The following is a 22585-nucleotide window of genomic DNA, read 5'->3' on the forward strand; positions in this document are numbered from 1 at the left end:
CGATGTGCTATTTCAAAGATTTACGTTCAATCTGTACGGTATGTTCATTCCAGCCTCCACCTAATGCCTTGTAGAGGTTGACCTGATTATTCAGGCGTTCCAGGCGGGTCTGTATAAGTGCCTGCTGAGATGCGTACAGTGTTCGTTGTGAGTCGAGGACTGCGAGATAATTATCTTCACCAGCATCAAAACGTAAGGTTGCCAACTTATGAGCATCCTGGCTGGCCGCAATCATTTGCTGCTGCGATTTGATCTGTTCATCTAGCGTAGATTTGCCAGCCAGCCCATCAGCAACTTCACGAAAAGCTGTTTGAATAGATTTGTCATAGTTGATGACTTCAATCTGCTTCATGATATGTGAGCGATCCAGATTTGCCTGATTTAAACCTGCACTAAATATGGGCAAGTTAATCTTGGGCATAAAACTCCATGCACCTGTACCTGCATTAAATAGATTATCCAGACTGGAACTTGCCGTACCCGCCGAACCCGTTAGGGTAATGGATGGAAAAAATGCTGCACGGGCTGCTCCAATGTTTGCATTCGCAGCCTGAAGCTTATGTTCTGCGGCACGAATGTCTGGACGACGTTGAAGTAGATCCGATGGTAAACCAACTGGTATATCCTGTATGACAACCTGATCAGGAATTTTTGGGGACTGGTCCAATTGGACCGCAAGTTCCTGTGTTAATGGCGAACCCAGAAGTAACACCAGAGCATTACGATCCTGTGCAGTAATACGCAAGAATTTTGCATAATTGATTTGTGCTGTGCGCAGTCCTATTTCAGCTTGACGTAAGTCAAATCGGGTTGCATTACCAACATCAACAAGTTTCCTGGTCAAGTCATAGGATTTCTGCTGTGTCGCCAAAGTCGCCTTGGTTAAACCTAACGTTTCCTGATCGGCCTTATAGACCAGATAAGCATTAGCAACTGCGGATACCAGACTTAACTGTGATGCTGTCTGGACCTCTTTAGAAGCCAAATAGTTCTGTAAAGCCTGATCACTCAGACTGCGTACTCGGCCCCATAAATCGATTTCCCATGCGACCGAAGTAACACCAACCTGATACATGCGGGGGTTATAAGCAAGATCAGACGGTAAACGCTGACTGGCTGACTCTGCGGTAACACTCACATGTGGTAAACGGTCAGCACGACGAATACGATACTGTGCTTCTATCGCCTCAACATTTAAAGCTGTCACCTTAAAATCATGATTGTTTTTCAATGCATGATCGATGAGTTGGAGCAAGACAGGATCGGTATAAAAGTCACGCCAGCCAATATCGGCTGCGACTGTTTGCTTTCCATTGTTCACTTGCCGCCCTGGATAAGCTTCTCCTGTTGGATAGTGTTCCGACATAGGAGAGACAGGTCGCTCATATATTGGTGCCATTGAACATCCTGCAAGAATAGTGGCAATGGTTAGTACACTCATTTTCTTGAGGAAAGTGTATCGGTTTAAATGAAGTGTTAAATTTTTCATTTTGAACCCTCCTGTACGATTGCTTTGGCCTGTTCTCTACGCAGAATAAAATTACGAATGACGACATAGAAAATTGGTGTAAACAGTAAACCAAAGATCGTCACGCCTAGCATTCCAGAGAAAACAGCGATACCCATTGTATGACGCATTTCTGCACCAGCACCTGTGGCTAATACCAGTGGTATCACACCAGCAATAAATGCAATTGAGGTCATCAGAATTGGGCGTAATCTTAATCGGGCTGCTTCAAGTACCGCATCAAAAGGATTCAAACCCTCATCCTCTTTGGCTCGGGCAAACTCCACAATTAAGATGGCATTTTTTGCAGCAAGTCCCACCAGAACAACAAAGCCAATCTGGGTAAAGATGTTGTTATCACTACCAGTTACCCAAACACCCACAATCGCAGATAACAAGGCCATTGGTGCAATAAGTAATACTGCAAAAGGCATTGACCAACTGTTGTATTGAGCTGCAAGGAAAAGGAACGCCAAAATAATTGCCAGAGCAAAAACCATGACCGCAGTATTGCCTGTATTCTTCTCCTGATAGACCAGATCGGTCCATTCATAGGTCATGCCTTGTGGCAATGTTTCCTGCACAATTTTTTCAATTGCGGCAGTTGCCTGACCAGATGAATAACCTGGTGCAGCGTTACCACTAATATCGGCTGATGGGAAACTGTTATAGTGCATAACACGGTCGGGGCCAGAACTACGCTTAATCGTGACAAAGGTCGAAAGTGGAATCATGTCTCCCGCTGCATTTCTCACCTTTAACAGATTAATATTCTCTGGTTGCATACGGAATGGGGAATCTGCCTGAGCAATTACACGATAAGTACGACCAAACCGATTAAAGTCATTGATATAGATTGACCCCAGATTGATTTGTAGTGTTTCAAAAATATCGGTCAGTGGTACACCTTGTGACTTCGCTTTTACACGGTCAATATCAACTTCAATCTGTGGAGCATTTGCCTGGAAACTCGCAAGCATACCGACAAGTTCAGGCGTCTGAGAGGCTTTCGCCATAATCTCGCCCTGTACACGTGCCAGTGTTTCAAAGCCTAAACCAGCCCGATCTTCAATTTGTAGCTTGAATCCGCCCATAGAACCTAAGCCAGGTACTGGTGGTGGTGGAAAGATGCCCGCAAATCCGTCAGGAATCTGACTGAATTTGCCCATTAATTTTCCAGCAATTGCTTGTGCTGACAATGATGGGTCTTGGCGGGCTTCAAAAGGATCAAGCATGGCAAACATTAAGGCAGAGTTGGGTACATTGACTGGACCACTTGGCGTAAGTCCTGAGAAAGCCACAACGTTTTCGACGCCAGGCTCTTTCAAAGCAATCTGCGTCATCTGTTTAACCACAGCTTCTGTTCGGTCTAAAGATGCACCTGTAGGTAATTGGGCAATACCAACCAAATAATATTTGTCTTGGGCAGGAACAAACCCTTGCGGCACTTTATTGAAACCTAACCAGGTTAGGCCAAGGAAACCTACATACAAGATGAGCATGATGGCACTTAAACGTATACTCTTGCGTACTGCGTCCACATATTTGTCTGATGCCTTATCAAAGAATCGATTGAATCTTCTAAAGAACCAGCCGAATAAGCGCTCAGTCAAATCACGTTTTCTATCTCCAGCCTGATGAGGTTTAAGTAATATGCCTGCTAAAGCTGGTGAAAGTGTCAAAGAGGTGATTGCAGATAAGATAGTTGAAATAGCGATAGTCAAAGCAAATTGGCGATAAAACTCACCCTGTAATCCTGTAAGAAATGCCGAGGGAATGAATACAGCAGATAAAACCGCAGTAATCGCAATAATTGGTCCTGTGACTTCAGACATTGCTTTACGAGCCGCCTCTTTTGGCGATTCGCCTAATTTAATATGCTGTTCAACGTTTTCCACTACTACAATTGCATCATCAACTACAATACCAATCGAGAGAACCAGCCCGAATAATGTCAGGGTATTTAGGGAGAAGCCAAAATAATACATAATTGCAAACGTACCAATTAGGGAAACTGGAACGGCAATTAAAGGAATAATGGATGCGCGCCATGTTTGCAGGAAGAGGATGACAACAATGACAACAAGTGCAATGGCTTCCAACAGGGTAGTAATGACTGATTTTAAAGAAGCTTTTACGAAAATATTCGGATCATAGGGAATTTTATAATCCATACCCTCAGGGAAACCCTTCTTCAATTTTGCAATCGTTTTACGGACCTCATTTGAAACATCCAGCGCATTAGCACCTGGGGTCATAAAGATTTGTAAGGCAGAAGCCGGTTTACCATTCAATAAAGCTCTCATATTATAGGCATCAGAACCCAGTGCAACTCGTGCAACATCTTTTAGACGGGTGATTTGTCCAGCATCCCCAGCCTTGACTACGATCTCACTGAACTGTTCTTCAGTGGTTAAACGTCCCAGCGTATTAACCGTCACCTGATAGGCGGATGTTGTATTTGGCTGTTGACCAACAGAACCTGCAGCAACCTGCATGTTTTGTTCACGAATGGCGGCAACCACGTCATTGGCCGTTAAACCACGGGCAGCTACTTTTTCAGGATCAATCCAGACACGCATCGAATACTCACCAGCACCGAAAATTTCTATATTTCCAACGCCTGGTAAACGTGCAAGCTCATCACGAACATTCAAGAGTGCATAGTTGGATAAATACAGGGGATCATGGTTCTTGTTGGATGACACCAAATTGATGACCATGAGAACATCGGGGGAAGTTTTTTCAGTTACAACACCAATTCGTTGAACTTCTTCAGGTAAGCGTGGCAATGCGCGAGAAACCCTGTTTTGCACCTGTATCTGTGCCTTATCAGGGTCAGTACCCTGTTTAAAGGTAACGGTCAGTACCATCTTGCCATCGGCTGCGGTTTGAGAACTCATATACAACATGTTCTCAACACCATTCACGACTTGTTCCAAGGGGGAAGAAACCGTTTCGGCAATGATTTTGGGATTGGCACCAGGATAACTTGCGATGACCTGTACAGTTGGGGGTGTAATTGCCGGGTATTCACTCAATGGTAATTTAAACAGTGATAAAGCACCTAGAATGACGATCAGCACAGAGATCACGACCGCAAATATTGGCCGATTGACAAAGAAATGGGGGAAGTTCTTCATGGCTTATTTCCCCTGAGCAGCATTTTCAGACGGAACAGGGGCTTGCATTGGAATGATATTTGGCTTGACCTGCATTCCTGGACGAACCAGTCCCTTAATAATGACTTTATCGCCAGTTTGCAGACCACTGCTAATAATCCGCAATCCATCAAAGACCGAGCCAAGTGTTACAGGTCTAAATTCAACCGTATTATTCGAACCAAGAACCAGAACAAAATTATTGCCCTGATCTGTACCCACCGCCTGATCATCTATCAGAATGGTGGACTGTTTATTTCCAGTGGTCAGCTTAACTCTGGCAAACATACCTGGTGCTAATTCACCTGAATCATTGGCAATAGATGCCCTAACCCGTAGCGTCCCTGTACGCTGGTCAATTTGAGTACTTACAAAGTTTAATTTCCCTGTATAAGGATAAGTTTCTGTATTTGCCAATCCCATTTCGATTGGCAAGTTGAATTGTCCAGATTTATTTTGTCCCTTTAGATTGAGAAAGGTTTTTTCATCAAGGTCAAAATAAACATACAGTGGATTGACGGAAACGATGGTGGTTAAGGCTGTGGCATTGCCTGTATTTCCACCTGCAATCAAGTTGCCACTGGTGACAAGAACACGGTCAATACGTCCTGAAATCGGTGCTGTAATATTGGTATAAGATAAATCGAGCTTCGCTGCACTGACGGCTGCCTGAGCTTCCTGTACCTGAGCCTGGCGGTTATTTTTGGTTGCCAGTGCATCGTCATAAACCTTATTGGAGACGGCACCACTTTCGACCAGTTTATTTGCTCGATTAAAATCCAGAACAGCCTGGCTGTACTGAACCTCTGCTGCTTTCAGTCGTGCCTGGGCTGTATTCAGAGCAACCTGAAAAGGTTCAGGATCAATTTTAAATAATACCTGTCCCTTACGAACATAACTGCCCTCGGGAACACTAACACTATTAATGACACCACCAACACGGGACTTGATTTCAACGCTTTGTGGTGCTGATAAGTAGCCTGTATATTCTGCGGTTGGGTTAAGTTCCCGTGTAATCACTTCCGCAACAGGAACTTGAGGGACTGGCATTTGAGCTGCGGCAGCTTGTGGATTGGGTGCATCTGGTTTATTCGTTGCTGTGTAGAGCAAACCACCAGATATAGCCACCCCCACTGCAACAGCAATTACTGTAATTTGTTTTTTCATGGTGCTTACCTTTCATGCAATGCTACAACACGCTCTCAATAAGGTTTCTGTAGCAGTTGCCTGTATGCTAGAGTTTCCAATAATTGGAAGATCAATAGATCAGCCTTAAAAATACATAACAAATTAACATATGTTTAATCATTCATATGTTTAGTGCTAAAATAACTTAAATATTGCTACTTGAATAGCAAATATGAATAAATGATCATATGTATATATTTTTAAGAAGAAAAAGGAGTGAAGAAAATGAGTGTTTGCTACATTACTCTGAAATATGCTTAGCCATATCCGATAGAACCTGACTTACATGAATATCATCTATTTCATAAAAGACTTGTTTAGCTTGACGTTCACCTTTGACTAAACGGGCTGAACGCAATAAACGTAGATTGTGACTGACCAAGGACTGGGATAAATCAAGGGCATCACTGATTTCACCTACTGAACTAGGTCCACGCATACAAAAAAGTAGAATTTTAAGTCGTGAAGCATCACCCAATAGCCGAAATGTTTCAGCTAAAGACATAATCTCCTCTTGAGATAATTCTGTAGGGTGATCTTTAAAACTCATATTTATACTTAAATTCCAGTCATTAGCGAAAATATAGATGTTTACATATTCTACCCTTGACCTTTCCATAATGGCAAGGTTTATGCTCTTAGCAACTGGATAAGCTCTATAGGTATATCTTATGGGAACAGCAACAAATAAGCTTTCTAATAATATGAAAGTTACATTAAAAATTGAAGGTATGACATGTGCCAGTTGTGTTGGACGTGTTGAAAAAGCCCTCAAAAAAGTTGATGGTGTACAGTCAGCCTCGGTCAATCTGGCGACAGAACGTGCAGATATTGTACTTGATCAGCCTGTGGATCGTCAGGTACTGGTTCATGCCATTGAACAGTCAGGCTATGACGTGCCTGCAAATAATATTGAATTATCAATTAAAGGCATGACCTGTGCCAGTTGTGTAGGTCGTGTCGAAAAAGCCCTTAAAGCCGTTGCAGGTGTAAAAGAAGCCAATGTCAATCTTGCAACTGAGCGTGCAACGGTCAGTGGTACAGCAAATGTCGATGCCTTGATTGCCGCAATTGATAAAGCTGGTTACGATGCCACAGAAATTCAGGCTTCTATTCCTGACCAGACAGAGCAGCTTGAGAAAAAAGATCAGGAACGTGCTGAACTTAAACGTGATTTGATTCTCGCCTCCCTGTTGGCTTTACCTGTATTTATTCTGGAAATGGGATCTCACCTTATCCCTGGTGTACATCAACTGATTGATCAAACTATTGGGATGCAGAATAGCTGGTATTTACAATTCATACTGACCACACTGGTTTTGGTTATTCCAGGACGAAGATTCTATCAGAAAGGTTTTCCTGCATTATTCCGTCTAGCTCCTGATATGAATTCTTTGGTCGCTGTGGGAACATCAGCAGCATATTTGTTTTCTATTGTTGCCACATTCATACCAAACATCCTCCCATCAGGAACGGTGAATGTGTATTACGAAGCGGCTGCGGTGATTGTCGCATTAATCTTACTGGGTCGTTTCCTTGAAGCAAAAGCCAAAGGGCGAACCTCTGAAGCAATCCAGCGTTTAGTCAGCTTACAAGCCAAAACTGCCCATGTTTTACGCAATGGTCAAATGGTGGATATTGCAATAGACCAAGTGGTTGCAGGTGACATTATCATTGTAAAACCAGGGGAAAGAATCCCTGTTGATGGTCAAGTCACGGATGGAAAAAGCTTTGTCGATGAATCCATGATTACAGGTGAACCAATCCCTGTGGAAAAAGGCATCGGCAGTGATGTAGTGGGCAGTACCATTAACCAGAATGGCACGTTGACTTTTACCGCTGTGGCGGTGGGTGGCGAAACTATGCTGGCTCAAATCATTCGTTTGGTTGAGCAGGCACAGGGTTCTAAAATGCCGATTCAGGCTGTGGTGGATAAAGTGACCTTATGGTTTGTACCTGCGGTGATGATTGCCGCAGTGCTTACATTCCTGGTCTGGCTGATTTTTGGTCCATCACCAGCCTTAACTTTTGCATTGGTTAATGCGGTGGCAGTGTTGATCATTGCCTGTCCTTGTGCAATGGGATTGGCGACACCAACCTCAATTATGGTCGGTACAGGTCGTGGTGCAGAGTTGGGAGTACTGTTCCGCAAAGGCGAAGCCTTACAACTGTTAAAGGATGCCAAAGTTGTTGCAGTCGATAAAACAGGGACATTAACAGAGGGTCATCCCGTACTGACTGACTTTGAAGTGACTCAATTCTTTGAGCGTGATTATGTCCTAGGCATGGTTGCGGCTGTTGAATCCCGTTCTGAACATCCGATTGCTAAAGCAATTGTTGATGCGGCAAAAAGTGAAAACCTGACTTTACCTAAAGTTGATACGTTTGATTCAGTCACAGGCATGGGTGTCTGTGCAACCATCAATGGTAATGAAGAAATCAATATTGGTGCAGACCGTTATATGGTTCAACTTGGTATTGATGTTGCTCCATTTGTTGCCACAGCTCAGCGTCTGGGTGATGAGGGTAAATCACCACTTTATGTTGCTGTCGATGGTGAACTGGCAGGAATTATTGCAGTTGCTGACCCAATCAAAACCACAACGCCAGCAGCGATTAAGGCTCTACACCAATTAGGTCTCAAGGTAGCAATGGTGACGGGTGACAATGCTCGTACTGCTCGGGCAATTGCCAAACAATTGGGTATTGATGAAGTGATTGCTGAAGTTCTACCAGAGGGTAAAGTCAGTGCGGTTAAAGAGCTGAAAGCAAAATACGGCAATATCGCTTTTGTGGGTGATGGGATTAACGATGCACCCGCTTTGGCTGAAGCTGATGTCGGACTTGCGATTGGTACAGGTACAGATGTTGCAATTGAATCTGCCGATGTCGTGTTAATGTCAGGAAACTTGCAAGGTGTTGCCAATGCGATTGCCTTGTCCAAAGCAACGATTGGTAATATTCACCAGAACTTATTCTGGGCATTTGCCTATAACACCATGTTGATTCCTGTTGCTGCTGGTATATTGTACCCAGCCTATGGAATACTGATGTCCCCAATCTTTGCAGCAGGAGCAATGGCTTTGTCCAGTGTATTTGTACTTGGCAATGCATTACGTTTACGTCGATTCCAGCCACCATCCGTCAGTCAAGGCTAAGGAGGATATGATGAACATTGGTAAAGTCTCTAAAGCTTCGGGAGTTACCGCCAAGATGATTCGTTATTATGAGCAGATTGGCCTAATTCCTGCTGCGGGACGTAATAATGCAGGTTATCGCTCTTACTCAGCAAATGATGTTGAACGTTTAAAGTTTATCAAGCGAAGTCGTGAACTCGGTTTTTCAGTAGCAGAAATATCAGACTTACTTGATTTATGGAATAACCGCGGTAGACAGAGTGCTGATGTCAAACGCCTTGCTCAGGGTCATAGTGAAAAGCTGGAAGAACGTATCAATGACCTACAGCAAATGGCGAATACCCTCAAGGACTTAATCGACTGTTGTGCTGGTGATAATAGACCCGACTGTCCGATTCTTGAAGGCTTGCAAGAACCTCACAATGAAATAAAGGACGTTCACCATCATAACGACCTGCTTTCCGTTTCACCTTTAACCCGAAAGAAATAGCAATAGGATATAGGGAGAAGTAAAATTAATTTTACTTCTCCCTATTTTTTATATTTATAACTATGAACTAAAATATGTCATTTCTTTTAGATACTTACATTGTCAAATAACTGCTAATTTAACATCACAAACATTCCTAAATATTGAGCTTATAATTCATTGCCCACAAAAAAGCGACTCAATAGAGAGTCGCTTTATCATTTCGTCCGTTTTTAACGAGGAGGAAAACCAGCCTCGGTTAAAGCCTCAACGATTTGCTGCTGTGTTGCAGTTGTTTCAACTTTTACACTACGATTGGGTGGTTCGGTGATGACCTTTGCATTGGCATCTATTGCTTGAATTGCTCTGGTTACACCACGGGCACAGCCACCACAAGTCATATCTTCAACATGAAATTCCATATTTAACTCCACTATTACTATTCAGGATGTGTTTAATATAAACCTTGCCATAATTGTAAGGTCAAGCATTAAAAGTAAAATTAATGTCCCTCAGATATATAATTGACTGTGTACTTAGGTATTTCTACCTCCAAGTTTTCATCTTGGACCTTAACCTGGCAAGATAGTCTTGATTGGGCCGTAAGCCCCCAGGCACGATCCAGTAAGTCCGCCTCTACATCATCCATTTCTTCTAAACTGTCGAACCCTTTTTTCAGAACAACATGGCATGTTGTACATGCACCTGATAAATCGCAGGCATGTTCTATGGGAATGCCATGATCCAATAAACTTCGACATAAATTACTTCCGCTTTCAATTTCAAGTTCCGCACCCTCTGGACAAATCTTTTCATGCGGAATAACTATAATTTTTGGCATATAACATAATCCTCAATTCATCAAATTTATAGATAAAACAAGGGGCTTTAAAAAGCCCCTCATTTAAAAGAATATCGAATAGAGAAGTATCTACTTATGTTTACTTAACCATTCATTCATCATCTTGATTTCTGATTCCTGGGCAGAGATAACATCTTCAGCAAGCTGGCGTACTTCTGGATCAGAACCATATTGAAGAACTACTTTTGCCATATCAATTGCACCTTGATGATGGGGGATCATGCCTCTCATGAAATCAACATCAGCATTTCCTGTAAATGGAACCATCATATCTGCGTGCATTTCATCATTGATCTTAATATATGCTTGAGTTGATGGGCTATCTTCATTTTTGCTGCCAGAATGATTTTTGTTTTTTGCCAACCATTCATTCATCATCTTGATTTCTGACTCTTGGGCAGAGATAACGTTCTCGGCAAGCTGACGCACTTCTGGATCAGAACCGTATTGAAGAACTACTTTTGCCATATCAACCGCACCCTGATGGTGAGGAATCATACCCAACATAAAGTCAGTATCTGCATTTCCCGTGAAATCAATACCCATTCCGCTGTGCATACGAGTATTTACTTCCATATAGGCATTTGTAGATGGATTATCTGTTTTAGCTGAACCATTCATATCATGGTGCATTGAATGGCTTTCATGTTTATTCTCACTCATTGAATTTTCCTTTGGAGCGTCAGAAGAGGAACACCCCGCACTAAATACAATCGCACCGATCATTAACATTGGAACAAAGTGTTTCATGGAGTTATCCTCTTACTACAATTATGAAAAAATAATGGGTAATAAGCTCGGAAGTTATTCTTTCATATCAGGTACATCATTACCCTTGATGTAGCAACTCTATTCTTTCCAATTATGGTAAGGTCAACACCTAATCAAATAAAAATAATTAAAAGAATAAAACAATTAAAAACAAATACTTAAAGACAATTAACTCCGTAGTGAGTCACAATAATCAATAGAATTAAAAAAATCACCTCCAATCACAAATAATATTTTTATATAAATATCAATGTGATATGTGTCTTCATGGTTTCACAATTATTTATTTGACTATTGGATGCACTACAAAAGACTACAAACATTCTCAAACTTTATACTTAAAAATTATCTTACTTCCCATCTTAAATTTGAGCATTTATGACAATAAAACCTTATTTATTAAAACCTTAAAATAATTATTAAGGTATAATTATTTTAACCATAACTACTATTTTTTGAGTTTCACAATGTCTGAAATTGATTTTTATAAAAGATTGAACAGATTAGAGAAAAGACGAAAAGGTACTGACCTTACATACAATGCTTTTGATAGTGTAACAGCAGGCGTAACTTCATTTAATGAGTTTGATGAATTAAAACGTACAATAGAAAAATGGCAGATTGTATCAGACAAACCATCTATCCGTTATGCAGTAGGAGCAATGCAAGAAGTTAGTAAACGTTACACAGAAATCAGTATTGAAACTGCTAAAAGAATTGAAAAACAATTAGAGCCTAGGCTACTAAATAATCATAACATTGTCACAGAATACAGATTACAAGGGTCAGTTCCCCTAAATATTCATATCAAAGGTGTAAGTGATGTTGATTTACTTGTACTTAACAAATCACATTATCGTACAGAGGGTTATTTAGGTACTTTACGTCATGATGATATAAAAATATTAAGAGAACTCAGGAACGCGTGCACTTATGAATTAAGACAAGCATATCCTGCCGTAACAATTGATACTACTGGTGCTAAATCTATAACTTTAACAGGTGGATCACTTCCTCGGGATGTAGATGTTGTACCCTCTCATTGGGTAGAAACATATGAGTACCAACAACAAAAGCACCTTTATTTAAGAGGAGTCAATATTCTAGATAATAAAACTCCTACTACATTGATGAACTTACCTTTCAAGCATATTTTTTATATAGATTACAAATGTAAATACTATGCTGATGGAGGATTGAAAAAATCTATCCGCCTTTGTAAAACAATAAAAGCCGATTTAGTTGAAGAGGGCAAAGTAATTTACTTAAGTAGTTTTGATCTAGCCTCTATTATGTATCATTCCAATCTAGAAAATTTAAAGAAAGGTAGAACAAATGCTTTAGCAATAGTTCTTGAAACAAAAAGATTTTTTGATTATCTGTATCATAACCCAAACTATAGAAATAGCTTATATACACCTGATATGACCAGAAAAATATTTGATAGTTATCAGAAAGAAACCTCTCTCACAACAATGAGCATTGCCTTAGATAAACTCGTTACGGAAATACGTAAAGATTTGGGTTACCTATATGACGAAACCATTGGCTCTTATCCATTAGTTATCTAATTTTTCCCATAACATTGTTCCCATGGTTCTTCGACCAGTAACATTATAATATTTAGCACTGGCACTTTTATTGTCTTTATGAAGTGTCAGCTCTACAAATCCTCGATGGATACGTAACTCTTCATGATCTAAATCTTTTGGTTTGTTTTCATAACTATAAAGAACTTTGTATTCTTCAATTTCGTCATAAATAATTGCAGCAGAAATACTGTCAGATGTGGAAAATTCTGTTTCTAATCTGATTCTTACTTTATCCCAACTTTGTAAAATTGTTACTTTTCCAATCCACTCTCTATTGTGCTTAATCATTTCAGAATTTTCTTCTTGGTAATCAGAGATACCTTTACATGACCATTCTCCCGAAATATCAGGATATTTCAGAATCTTGAAAAATAAACCTGTTTTCCATATCCATTTATCAAATAGAAAATAAAAAGTAAGAAATAATAAAGCAGTGATAGCACTAGAAATGATGACATTCCAATAAGGAGACAATCCACCCAAGAACTTCAGTAAAAAGTAAATCAATATCCAAGATATAAACGTAGCAAGTGAATAAACATATTTCCCTGCATGAGACCTATTGAATCCATTATGAACACAATATTCATGACCTAATTGCCCCATACATACCCTCTGGAAGCCCAAAATTCAGTTTTAACTTTATGTAGCTACATTAGCGTTATATGGTCCAGTTATACAAGCAATTTAGGTATCCAATATTGCTGATCACCAAACCTCACTTCAAAGCCATCATTCAGCCCCCTATAATTAATACTATCCATTTGATTAAAAAAGGATTTATCCAAATTATGAAAATACATCAATCCTAACTTTATCCACTCTAGTTCATTAAAATTTTCCTCTGGGGCTTTCATGATGGCCAACAATTGTTTTTCCAGTTTCTTCATATTACTTTTTTCTGTTATTTTTTCATCTAGTACCCATGACGTATCAAGGTTCGTATCATAATTCTTGTTTAAAAAATTAAGAAAGCCAACAATAGCGCAAGCTTGTCCAGGGGACTTAAATAAGTAATATTTTACATGCCACATTGTTGGTAAATCTAATCGTGATTGACTTACCAACAGCATTAAAGCAGATGCTGGTTTCATGGCTAAACGGGCAGAACGTATACTCGTTTTCCCTAAATCCATTTTATTTATTAAAACCTGATAATAGTTCTGAAGAATTTGGGCTGAAAGCGATGAACCAGGACATGAGTTCGCCAGTTTTCTCAGTTGGTCAAATTCAGAACAGTGGCCTTTAGATTGGGTATCTATATGCAGGTGATGTACTGCAACCAACCACCGGATGGGCAGCTCATATTTGCGTAAACCACTTGTTCTTAGTCTATGTAATAAAGAGTCATTGTCTGGGATCTGATCTCCCCAAAGATCACTGGTCTTTTCAAAAAAATGAATATGTTTACGAATTAGTAATGCAGCCTTATGCGGTCCAACCTCATGATCAAGCCAATTCATATAATCTTTAAAGTAACCTTTGAGGCTTGGATTTACTAATGTATTAACCAGTTCCTTAATCCTATTCCCCAATATTCTTCGCCATGTACATAATTCACAGTATTTCCCATATCCAGCAGGAATCTGTTGCTGGCAAGTTAGACATTGAAGTGGTGGACAGGTCAAACATTTCTTACAAAGCATTTTGCCTGACACAACATCCTGTTCAATCAACCTATATCTTCTACAACTTTGGCATGTCTGGTAATCACGGGTTGCACACTTTGGGCAAACTCTTAAATTATCTCCAAAACGGCTGATACGAGATAAGCGTTGTGATGTCACACCACACCGTTCACAAGCTTGAAACTCTCTAAAATAAACTGAACAACTATTACAAACAGGGCCTTGCTCCGTTATTTTTCCTATAGGGTAATCAATACGCTGACATCTAATGCAAGGTCTATTGGTTTCACATTGTTGGCAAACGGCCAAGTTATCAGCTTTATATAATCTGGAACTTTTACCACACGACGGACAATCCTGTTTTTTAAAAACTCGTACATAGCACTTATGGCAATAGTTACGCTGTTTATAAAGTCGGTGTATCTTTTCAACCGCATCACCACATTCATCACACTGAGGCATGGTGTTGTCCCCCCAAAAGTTACCCTAGTTTTCTTTTTAATCTTAAAAACTTGCGTATTACAGTCTCCTTACTTTTAGGTTTAAAGGTAGCTACCAATGCTCTCTTTGGAGGGTAGTTCCGATAAATCGAGCCTAATTGTTCTTCAACAGGCCTTAATATGGCTGGCAACTGGTTTCTCTTATCCCAAAATGAAGACCTGTTCATATTTAAAGATTTTGCTGTTTCAATAAACTTTTCCTGGGGAATAATGAGTAATTGATAAATACAGGAAAATAGCCGTTCTCTCTCGGTAACTGGAAGTTGGTTAACAGCCAATCCATTCGATATAAGCTCAGGATGGGGCACCTGAATTCTGAGTTGTTCAAGAAAAGCCCATCCTTTTCCATTTACTGAGCCAGCTAAAGCTTTTCTAATAAATTGTGAAAATAACTTAATCACCGTTAACCAATCAGTTACTGAAATCAACTTGTCTTGATAGGTTGCACAGCCTTGTTCCAGGAATTGATCAAAGATTTTTTGGAATGCCAAGGCATGACAATCCACAAGGCTTTTATTAACCTCCAATAGACTTTTTTTACATATTGAACAGCAAGTCATAACCTGATCAGGGGCTTCAAGACGTCTAGGTTGAATAGCATTATGGCAATGAGGACATTGATCATGTAAATGCTGATTATGTTTTATACAACCTGTATGCCAGGCAAAACGCCAAGGCAGACGGAAATAGGCAACATTATCCTCAGATAGACACTCAGGACAATATTGCCAGCCACCTCGATGCTTACGGTTTCTTGTACCTAATACCAAGTACCATGCATCAAGAGTTTGATTATCCAGATTATATTTAATTAAAAAATTGCGAAGCGTAGCAGAATTAAATTGGCTTTCATCAATTTTTGTCGTATTGATCAATACCTGTACTTGCTCTGCACTTAAACCACGATCTACATCTACAGACCAGATTCGCCATTTGGGCCAAAGTACTCCAGTTAAACTTAATGGGTCACAACCACTGTCAAGTGCGGCACGTATCAACCAAGAAGATAATGCCTCATCTTGCTTTAAGTCCGTGGGAATAAACCATGAATGGATTTCTGTTGCACTTATCATACCTAGTCCTCCACATTGCTTATTTCACACTTTCTAGCAAGCTACGGTCGATAAACTCCTGACCAGAAACAACAGCTTTCTTTGCGGCGTCCCGTAAAATCGTTCGCAGATTACCTAAGTTTCCATCTGTAATATCATGCAGATATTTTACTGTTGCTGGTTCAGCCAGTTTTGAAGCCTGTTTGAGGGGAAGAACTTTCTCAAATTTATTTACCATAGCTTGAAAGTCTTTATCTAGTTTCCATAAGGGCAAATTAACCACACGAAAACGGCTGACATGCTGTGGATCAGTACGCAGAACACTAATTGCTTCTTCTGTACCAAACCCAACAATGGGTATCTGTGTTTCATTACACAAATACTTAATCGCATTCATTACTGTTCTTTGCTTAATCGGACTGCCACATAATAGAGAATTCATTTCGTCGATAATGAGGAGCTTTACCTCATAAAGTTTAAGGCAATGGACCACTTGGTAACGTAGCTTCGCAACGGGATCTCTTTCTCGAAAAGGAACCCAGAACTTATCAAGAATAGCCATATACAGAGCTTTTTCATCAGGGGAAACAGGTGCCTGTACAATGATTACAGGTTTTACTGCATTATTTTCTGCATTGACATAACCCTCCCCATACAGCTTAAAGAACTGGTTAATAATTGAGGTTTTACCATTATTTGGCTTACTCAATACCAGTAAGTTGGGCATACGGCTCCGCTTAGGAAGTGTCAGGAATCCTTTCAATTGGTCTAACAAGTCATTGGCTGCTGGATACCCAATCCATCGGTCCTCTTCCAGGAAGTAGAGTCTGTCCTCATTAGACTGTTCCACAATAGGGCGAAACTCTTGAAAAACATGTGAATAGTTACTCATGAAATATCCTCATCATTTTCCAGCTCATCGAGAGGCAATAAACCATATACGTTTTCAAGCTGTTGCTCCAAAATCGTACTCTCTTGTTGAGGTTTTTTGCCCTGAATTGAAGCAGGGTTAACACTCTGTTGATGTTGGGTACTGCGCTGATGTGATCTGCGAGCCCGTCGAGTTTTAGTACTTGCCTCCTGAACACGCTCCCGAAGTTTAGCTAGAGCCTGTCCAAGTTCATGATCTTTTAGATATTCGCCAGTTTCCTTTTTCAGTTCCTGAATCTTTTTGTGTTCCCAAATACTAAATGGTGGAATACTTTGATCCGCTAAAGGAACCTTAAAATAATTTTTGATTTCGGGATCAAAGAACCATATCTCACTAATATTTCTTGGATCACGCCTAAAGATAAATTTACGTTTTTCCTTTTGATTATCAGGGTCTACAGCATTAATCCAACCTCTTAGTACATCAGCATAATAAGCAAGACCATCAATTGTTACACCTGTTGTTTGAATCGTCCTTTCAAAACTTGGTAGAAAATCAAGAAAGAAATTATGATCATTTGCAGGCAATCTAGCAGCCCCAGAACCTAACGTGTTTTTATCACCAAAGATACCTAACTCAAAAGCATGTAGTGGAGAAGTACCTAAAGCAGAGTGTTTCCTTTTGTGGTAAACATTACAGATAAAATCAATCAGCCAGTCCTCAAATTCGGAGAATGTGAAAACTGCTTCCGCATCTGAGTTATAGCCTTTTCTTTCAAAAATATTTGAAAAAGTTGTTCCTGGAACTGCGTGAATATCGGTTGCAAATGTTCCCATCAAACGTTCAATGTGCCCGCCAAAACGTGGTTTTTTAACTGGTCGGTATTCCAGACGAATATCATGTGCCATACAAGCATTTCTGAAAGTTTCTGAGTGAAACTCAGGTCCATTATCGACATGAATGGTGTTCATAATTCCCCAGACAGGCCATTCAGCTTGAATCTTGCGCGAAGCTAGCCATTTCTCTTTGGGCAGTACAGCTTGAGAAACGCTCATTGCAATAGACATAACAGAGGGGGCATCTAATGATAAGTAATATCCCACAACTACCCTTGAACGCACATCAATTGCCAACGTAAGAAAAGGTCGTCCTATAGGACACCTGCTAAAATCATCAACCAGAATAAGATCAACAGGCGTATGGTCAATCTGTACGACGGCAAGTGGATAATCAGCATGAGGGAATTTCCCTGCGGCAGGTGTAAATTTGTTATCGGCCTTTTCCTTATGTCCCCTCTTACGAAGAGAGTCTCTCTGGCTAATCGCTGCAATACGATTTCTTACTGTATTGGCATGAGGCACCTCTAGGATATGGTATTCATGACATAAGCGTTTCACTTCAAGTACAACTTTTTGAACACTTATTCTTTGATTAGTTAGGTATAAATCCTTGATGGCTTTTTCAATGATTGCTTCAGCATGTTTATTAATTATCTTCTTGCCTTGTGGCAATCCCTCTTTTCTGGGCCGCAATCCATCAATAGTTCCATATGCCTTATAGATTTTTAACCATCTATAGATAGTGGCTGGATTAATATCATGTTCTTGGGCTCGTAACTCTACTTCCTTACGACCACTCACGCCTCCCTCAATGAAAGGTCGGATGATGTTGAAACGTCTTTCAGCCTCAATCCAGTCTTTATCAGCGATGAGCTCTAGATCTTCATACTGTTCCACAGCTATTGATGGCCTTAATTCACTGATAGCCGCGATACTTTTCCTGCCAGTATTATTGTTTTCAACAAAAACCGATTTTAGGTCAATGACTTCAATAATCGTATGGGGAATCCCTTTTATCTGAACCGGCTCCCCAGCAGCTATTTTGATATTCACACGTCTATCATTCATGACAACTCCCATTTACCCAAAGTTCAGTAGATGGCTGTAAAGGCATACTTAAATCGCAAACCAGATAACCATGAGCAACTAAATACCAGATTTGACTAATTCCATTGGCTCTGTCCCATTTTCCAAGAAAATGTCTGGCTAATAGAGTCTCAAAAGTTACTGCTCCTCGATCTCTCACATAATCCAATAAGTGCTTTGAATCAGCAGGGGGAAATTCCATCTTTCGGTACTTTTGTAAAAACATGGCATTCGACCATAACTGGTCCCGAATACGCCCCTCATGTGCAATATGAAATTTCCAACCCTCTTCTTTGCATACCCTCATGGCAGCACGATATCTAGCTTTCCATAGATGCAAATTAAGTTGCAATTCATCTGTAGGTTTTACTTCAACCAGTTTAGGTGCAATAAATGGAATAAAATCATTATGCTTATAAGTTACTAGGTAGTCAGGGGTGTAAACTCGTTTCTGTCCATTATCAAAATACTCAATGGTAAATGGTTGAGACTCAACAGCAAGAACATTGGGATCAACCTCTAATCGAATAAGGAAATCCCGTTCAAGAGTTGATTCAAAGGCAACTGCGGAATCTTTTTTAAAAGGATATAAACCAGATACACTGATACGTGTATTACCAATTTTTCTTCGAGCTGGTACGATGTTAACGGTGTCGCATGATTGATTGTTCATTCTAGGTTCCGTTGCATAGTTCTTTATAAAATTTGTCGCATAGTTCTTTATAAAAGGTGGTCTAAGTCTTTGACCCTAGCTTATATTGTCGCATAGTTCTTTGTAAATAACAGCGGTTCCCAACCCAAGCCAGGTGAAATCACCTTAGCGCATCTGGGTGTTTTATTTTTAGATGAATTACCTGAATTTGACCGCAAGGTGCTGGAAGTATTACGACAACCATTAGAGTCCAAGGAGATTGTGATCTCTCGTGCGGCACGGCAAATGACCTTTCCTGCGAATTTCCAGTTTATTGCAGCCATGAATCCTTGCCCATGTGGTTATGCCTTCAATCAGGACAGCCGTTGCCAATGTTCCCCGGAAAGTATTCAACGCTATCAAAACCGAATCTCTGGCCCATTGCTGGATCGTATTGATTTACATATTGATGTACCGCCGTTACAAGCTCAGGAACTACAAGACCGTACCCCCACCGAGAATTCTGCCAGTGTGCGGCAGCGTGTGATTACTGCCTACCAAAAACAGATCCAGAGACAGCAATGCTTAAATCAGGCGTTGTCACCGAAGTTACTGGAACAACATGCCCTGTTAGATGACAGTTCAACAAAAATCATCGCAATGGCACAGCAGCGTCTCAACCTGTCTGCACGTGCCTATCATCGGGTATTGCGCGTTGCACGCACGATTGCCGATTTAGCCGAAAGTGATCTGATCTCAAGCAGTCATTTAACCGAAGCACTGTCCTATCGGGGCAATCAGAGCTAAGTTTTTCTTTGGACACCCCAACAAAAGTATCCATCAAAGTGCGGATACTTTTGTTAAGCATACTTTTAAAAATAAACAACAGAAGATGGAATCATCACCACCAAGCGAGATCAATATTCCAGACAAGCAACCTGATCATTCCTCCTTAAACAACTTTCTCGCGGGCTGGCGATTATGACCTACGACACGGTGCTAATTAGCTTAGGATTCTTTGCCTTCTGTGGCGGCCTGATTGACGCCGCAGTAGGAGGCGGCGGTTTAGTTCAAATCCCTGCGCTATTACATGCTTTGCCCCAGCACAGCATGACCACCGTTTTGGGCACCAATAAACTGGCGGTATGGGCAGGTACTGTTTCCTCTATTTTTAGATATGTGAATAAAATTCAATTGGTCTGGAAGTTGCTCATCCCGACCATGCTATCAGCCTTTATCTTTGCCTTTGTGGGTGCAATGACGATTGCACATATTCCCAAGCAATTGATGAGCTATCTTGTGTTGTTTTTACTCATCTTTATGGCGATTTATACCTTTCTCAAGAAGGACTTAGGCACCCATAACCGCTATGTGAACTGTGGAGCTAAAGAAATTGCTCTAGGAATCTTTTTTGGTGGACTCATTGGATTCTATGACGGTGTATTTGGGCCAGGCAGTGGCAGCTTCCTGTTATTCTTGTTTGTCAAAGGCTTTGGCTTTGATTTTCTCAACGCCTCTGCATCAGCCAAAATTGTGAATATTGGTACCTTTAGTTCAGCACTTTTATTCTTTATTCCTACAGGTCATGTGCTGTGGGAAATCGGCTTAATGATTGCAGCCTGTAATGTCTTGGGCGCCTTCGTCGGTGTATTTCTGGCGCTGCGCTATGGTAGTCAGTTTATCCGGATATTTTTTCTGTTCCTGTTAGTCTTTCTGATTATCAGAATGGGACTATCTATATTCTGAATCTATCGCAAGTCATTATTTGATTTGAACGCTCTCTCAAGCGACTATCTTTCCATATAGAAAGCCAGCAATAGAGCTGGCTTTTTGTTTATCCAAGCAAGCTTAGAAAGCTTTGGTCAAGGTAAATACTGCACCTGTTTCTGTGCCACGTTTATACGGTTGGAAATCTGCATCAATATTGGTGCCTACTGCAGCCAGTTCAGCAGTCAGGCCAGACACGGATTTGACGCTATAGGTCACACCCACTTTCCAGTCGACATAATTATCGTCTTCACCACCGGTATCACTGAAGTCATAGTTATCTACTTTGGTATAGCCGACACTTGCCACTCCACCAAAGCCAGTATCGGCAAACGGTATGTTATAGGTAGCATTCACATACCAGCCGTTCTCATCTGTACCTGCAAAATCATTGGTATAGTTCAAACTCCCCAATAGACTATCTCCAGAGGCCAATACATTTTTAAAGCCCAGTTTTGCGTAGAGTTCTAACCAGTTCAGGTCAGATGCACTTGGATAACCGTAATACCATAAACCAACATCTAAAGTCGGCTTACCGGCAAATGGTAGCTCAGTCGCATAGCCGACATAAGGGTCTAACTCGAGATGCGGATCAGCACCACCGAAATTAACATTTGAGCCCCATACCCCCGCATAAAGACCAGATGAATGTGTTAATGCAAAACCGCCCTGTACCGCCGGATCAGATTGGGTTTGAGTAATACCACGATAACGATAATCTGTCGTTAACGCAGCCGTTCCTGAAAAACTCAGACCGTATTGAGATAAGGTATTGGCCTCTTCTGCCATCGCAAAAGTTGAAGTGACAGCACAAATACTCAACGCGATCGCTTTACATGCAAATTTCATCATCTTGATCTCCCCCATGATGGATATTCGACTGATTTAAGTTTTAAATTGCATCGCATAGTCAGTAGCAATTGCTGTGCCAACTCCATTTAAGCCCGTATTCAGCTTGGTTTTATCAAATAATCTCTCTTGACTTAGATTTTTACCCTCTCCAAGTGAGTCCCTTACAGTAATCCTCTGAGTTTTTGAACTATTAAGACGCATTCATCCATTCAAGATTATTTTCCGCACAAAAAAGTGGCATATCCTGAACTGCAAAAACATCTAGCTTGCTTAAAATATAGGCATTTCGTTATAAAAATAGGCGTTGTCCCATAAAAGTGCATAGTTAAAAACTTAAATCCGCCTGAACTTTTGTAAGTTTTAGAACGGACAGTCATTGCCATTCGTCGGGATGTCATTTTTTGCAAATCAAGCTGAATAATTTTTAAACAAAGAAAAAATAAATATTTAAAATAAAAGAAAAATTACCTCAATAAATCACACATTTTGATTCAAACCAAACAAAAAATAACCAGATTATTTTATATCCAAAATAAATAATATTATTATTTTAAATCATCAACTTAAGTTTATAATGTGTATTTTTTAAACAAGAAATAAATCATAAAATTTTATAAGTATTTTATTTAAAAATAATTAAAATTTTTTAATAAAAATCTATCTTTTTTATGC

19 protein-coding genes and 1 pseudogene are annotated in these 22585 nt (G+C 40.3%); 5 read left to right on the plus strand and 15 right to left on the minus strand.

Annotation, left to right across the window (positions count from 1 at the left end):
• Window positions 1-7 precede the first annotated feature (7 nt).
• The 4 genes from MSG93_RS11270 to MSG93_RS11285 form a co-directional block, all read right to left on the minus strand.
• On the minus strand, window positions 8-1489 hold the full coding sequence (locus MSG93_RS11270) for an efflux transporter outer membrane subunit (protein ID WP_005060895.1): 1482 nt from the start codon (window positions 1487-1489) through the stop codon (window positions 8-10).
• Window positions 1486-4650 carry an efflux RND transporter permease subunit gene (locus MSG93_RS11275; RefSeq protein ID WP_004777768.1) on the minus strand — a complete coding sequence of 1055 codons (3165 nt, stop codon included), beginning with the start codon at window positions 4648-4650 and terminating at the stop codon, window positions 1486-1488. The genes MSG93_RS11270 and MSG93_RS11275 overlap by 4 nt, the downstream gene beginning before the upstream one ends.
• A gap of 3 nt (window positions 4651-4653) precedes the next feature.
• A complete protein-coding gene (locus MSG93_RS11280) occupies window positions 4654-5835 on the minus strand; it encodes an efflux RND transporter periplasmic adaptor subunit (RefSeq protein ID WP_004777767.1) in 1182 nt (393 codons plus the stop codon).
• Window positions 5836-6097: 262 nt separating this feature from the next.
• Window positions 6098-6406 (minus strand): ArsR/SmtB family transcription factor, encoded by a 309-nt coding sequence (locus tag MSG93_RS11285; protein ID WP_000008556.1) that lies wholly within the window; start codon window positions 6404-6406, stop codon window positions 6098-6100.
• A 121-nt stretch (window positions 6407-6527) separates the two neighbouring features.
• On the opposite strand from MSG93_RS11285, the gene MSG93_RS11290 reads away from it, so the two are divergent.
• Entirely contained in the window at window positions 6528-9014 is a 2487-nt protein-coding gene (locus MSG93_RS11290) for a heavy metal translocating P-type ATPase (RefSeq protein ID WP_324621895.1), read from the plus strand.
• Window positions 9015-9024: 10 nt separating this feature from the next.
• The gene (gene cueR, locus MSG93_RS11295; protein WP_001020605.1) at window positions 9025-9483 is read left to right on the plus strand and encodes a Cu(I)-responsive transcriptional regulator; all 459 of its coding nucleotides are present in this window, start codon (window positions 9025-9027) and stop codon (window positions 9481-9483) included.
• Between the two features lie 212 nt (window positions 9484-9695).
• Here cueR and MSG93_RS11300 read toward each other — a convergent pair whose 3' ends face one another.
• From MSG93_RS11300 to MSG93_RS11310, 3 genes are all read right to left on the minus strand, one after another.
• Window positions 9696-9884 carry a heavy-metal-associated domain-containing protein gene (locus MSG93_RS11300; protein WP_000394310.1) on the minus strand — a complete coding sequence of 63 codons (189 nt, stop codon included), beginning with the start codon at window positions 9882-9884 and terminating at the stop codon, window positions 9696-9698.
• Window positions 9885-9964: 80 nt separating this feature from the next.
• A complete protein-coding gene (gene fdx, locus MSG93_RS11305) occupies window positions 9965-10303 on the minus strand; it encodes an ISC system 2Fe-2S type ferredoxin (protein WP_001124186.1) in 339 nt (112 codons plus the stop codon).
• 90 nt (window positions 10304-10393) lie between these two features.
• Window positions 10394-11074 carry a CopM family metallochaperone gene (locus tag MSG93_RS11310; protein WP_000680279.1) on the minus strand — a complete coding sequence of 227 codons (681 nt, stop codon included), beginning with the start codon at window positions 11072-11074 and terminating at the stop codon, window positions 10394-10396.
• A gap of 488 nt (window positions 11075-11562) precedes the next feature.
• On the opposite strand from MSG93_RS11310, the gene MSG93_RS11315 reads away from it, so the two are divergent.
• Window positions 11563-12666: a hypothetical protein gene (locus MSG93_RS11315; RefSeq protein WP_001289337.1), complete on the plus strand. Its 1104-nt coding sequence runs from the start codon at window positions 11563-11565 to the stop codon at window positions 12664-12666.
• Here MSG93_RS11315 and MSG93_RS11320 read toward each other — a convergent pair.
• From MSG93_RS11320 to MSG93_RS11345, 6 genes are all read right to left on the minus strand, one after another.
• Entirely contained in the window at window positions 12655-13293 is a 639-nt protein-coding gene (locus MSG93_RS11320; RefSeq protein ID WP_000530048.1) for a hypothetical protein, read from the minus strand. The two genes, MSG93_RS11315 and MSG93_RS11320, sit on opposite strands and share 12 nt — an antisense overlap.
• A 68-nt stretch (window positions 13294-13361) precedes the next feature.
• Window positions 13362-14777, minus strand: coding sequence for a hypothetical protein (locus MSG93_RS11325; RefSeq protein ID WP_004777765.1), 1416 nt, complete (start codon window positions 14775-14777; stop codon window positions 13362-13364).
• 19 nt (window positions 14778-14796) lie between these two features.
• Entirely contained in the window at window positions 14797-15888 is a 1092-nt protein-coding gene (locus MSG93_RS11330; protein ID WP_000622362.1) for a TniQ family protein, read from the minus strand.
• Window positions 15889-15907: 19 nt separating this feature from the next.
• Window positions 15908-16759, minus strand: a complete 852-nt coding sequence (locus MSG93_RS11335) for a TniB family NTP-binding protein (protein ID WP_000073961.1) — start codon at window positions 16757-16759, stop codon at window positions 15908-15910.
• A complete protein-coding gene (locus MSG93_RS11340; RefSeq protein WP_000999878.1) occupies window positions 16756-18645 on the minus strand; it encodes a Mu transposase C-terminal domain-containing protein in 1890 nt (629 codons plus the stop codon). The genes MSG93_RS11335 and MSG93_RS11340 overlap by 4 nt, the downstream gene beginning before the upstream one ends.
• Complete coding sequence (locus MSG93_RS11345) at window positions 18638-19336, minus strand: heteromeric transposase endonuclease subunit TnsA (protein ID WP_001064759.1); 699 nt, start codon at window positions 19334-19336, stop codon at window positions 18638-18640. Before MSG93_RS11345 ends, MSG93_RS11340 begins: the two co-directional genes overlap by 8 nt.
• A gap of 114 nt (window positions 19337-19450) precedes the next feature.
• Here MSG93_RS11345 and MSG93_RS11350 point away from each other — a divergent pair.
• Together MSG93_RS11350 and MSG93_RS11355 are read left to right on the plus strand one after the other, a co-directional pair.
• Window positions 19451-20101, plus strand: a pseudogene (locus MSG93_RS11350) (ATP-binding protein); the annotation flags it as partial.
• A gap of 174 nt (window positions 20102-20275) precedes the next feature.
• The gene (locus MSG93_RS11355; RefSeq protein ID WP_324621903.1) at window positions 20276-21040 is read left to right on the plus strand and encodes a sulfite exporter TauE/SafE family protein; all 765 of its coding nucleotides are present in this window, start codon (window positions 20276-20278) and stop codon (window positions 21038-21040) included.
• A gap of 102 nt (window positions 21041-21142) precedes the next feature.
• Here the strand turns inward: MSG93_RS11355 and MSG93_RS11360 are convergent, their stop codons facing one another.
• Together MSG93_RS11360 and MSG93_RS11365 are read right to left on the minus strand one after the other, a co-directional pair.
• Window positions 21143-21913 carry a TorF family putative porin gene (locus MSG93_RS11360; RefSeq protein ID WP_126687698.1) on the minus strand — a complete coding sequence of 257 codons (771 nt, stop codon included), beginning with the start codon at window positions 21911-21913 and terminating at the stop codon, window positions 21143-21145.
• A 33-nt stretch (window positions 21914-21946) separates the two neighbouring features.
• Entirely contained in the window at window positions 21947-22114 is a 168-nt protein-coding gene (locus MSG93_RS11365; protein WP_324621906.1) for a hypothetical protein, read from the minus strand.
• Window positions 22115-22585 lie beyond the last annotated feature (471 nt).

The organism is Acinetobacter sp. IK40 (genome assembly GCF_035615075.1).
In the GTDB taxonomy this organism is placed as follows: Bacteria; Pseudomonadota; Gammaproteobacteria; order Pseudomonadales; family Moraxellaceae; genus Acinetobacter; species Acinetobacter courvalinii.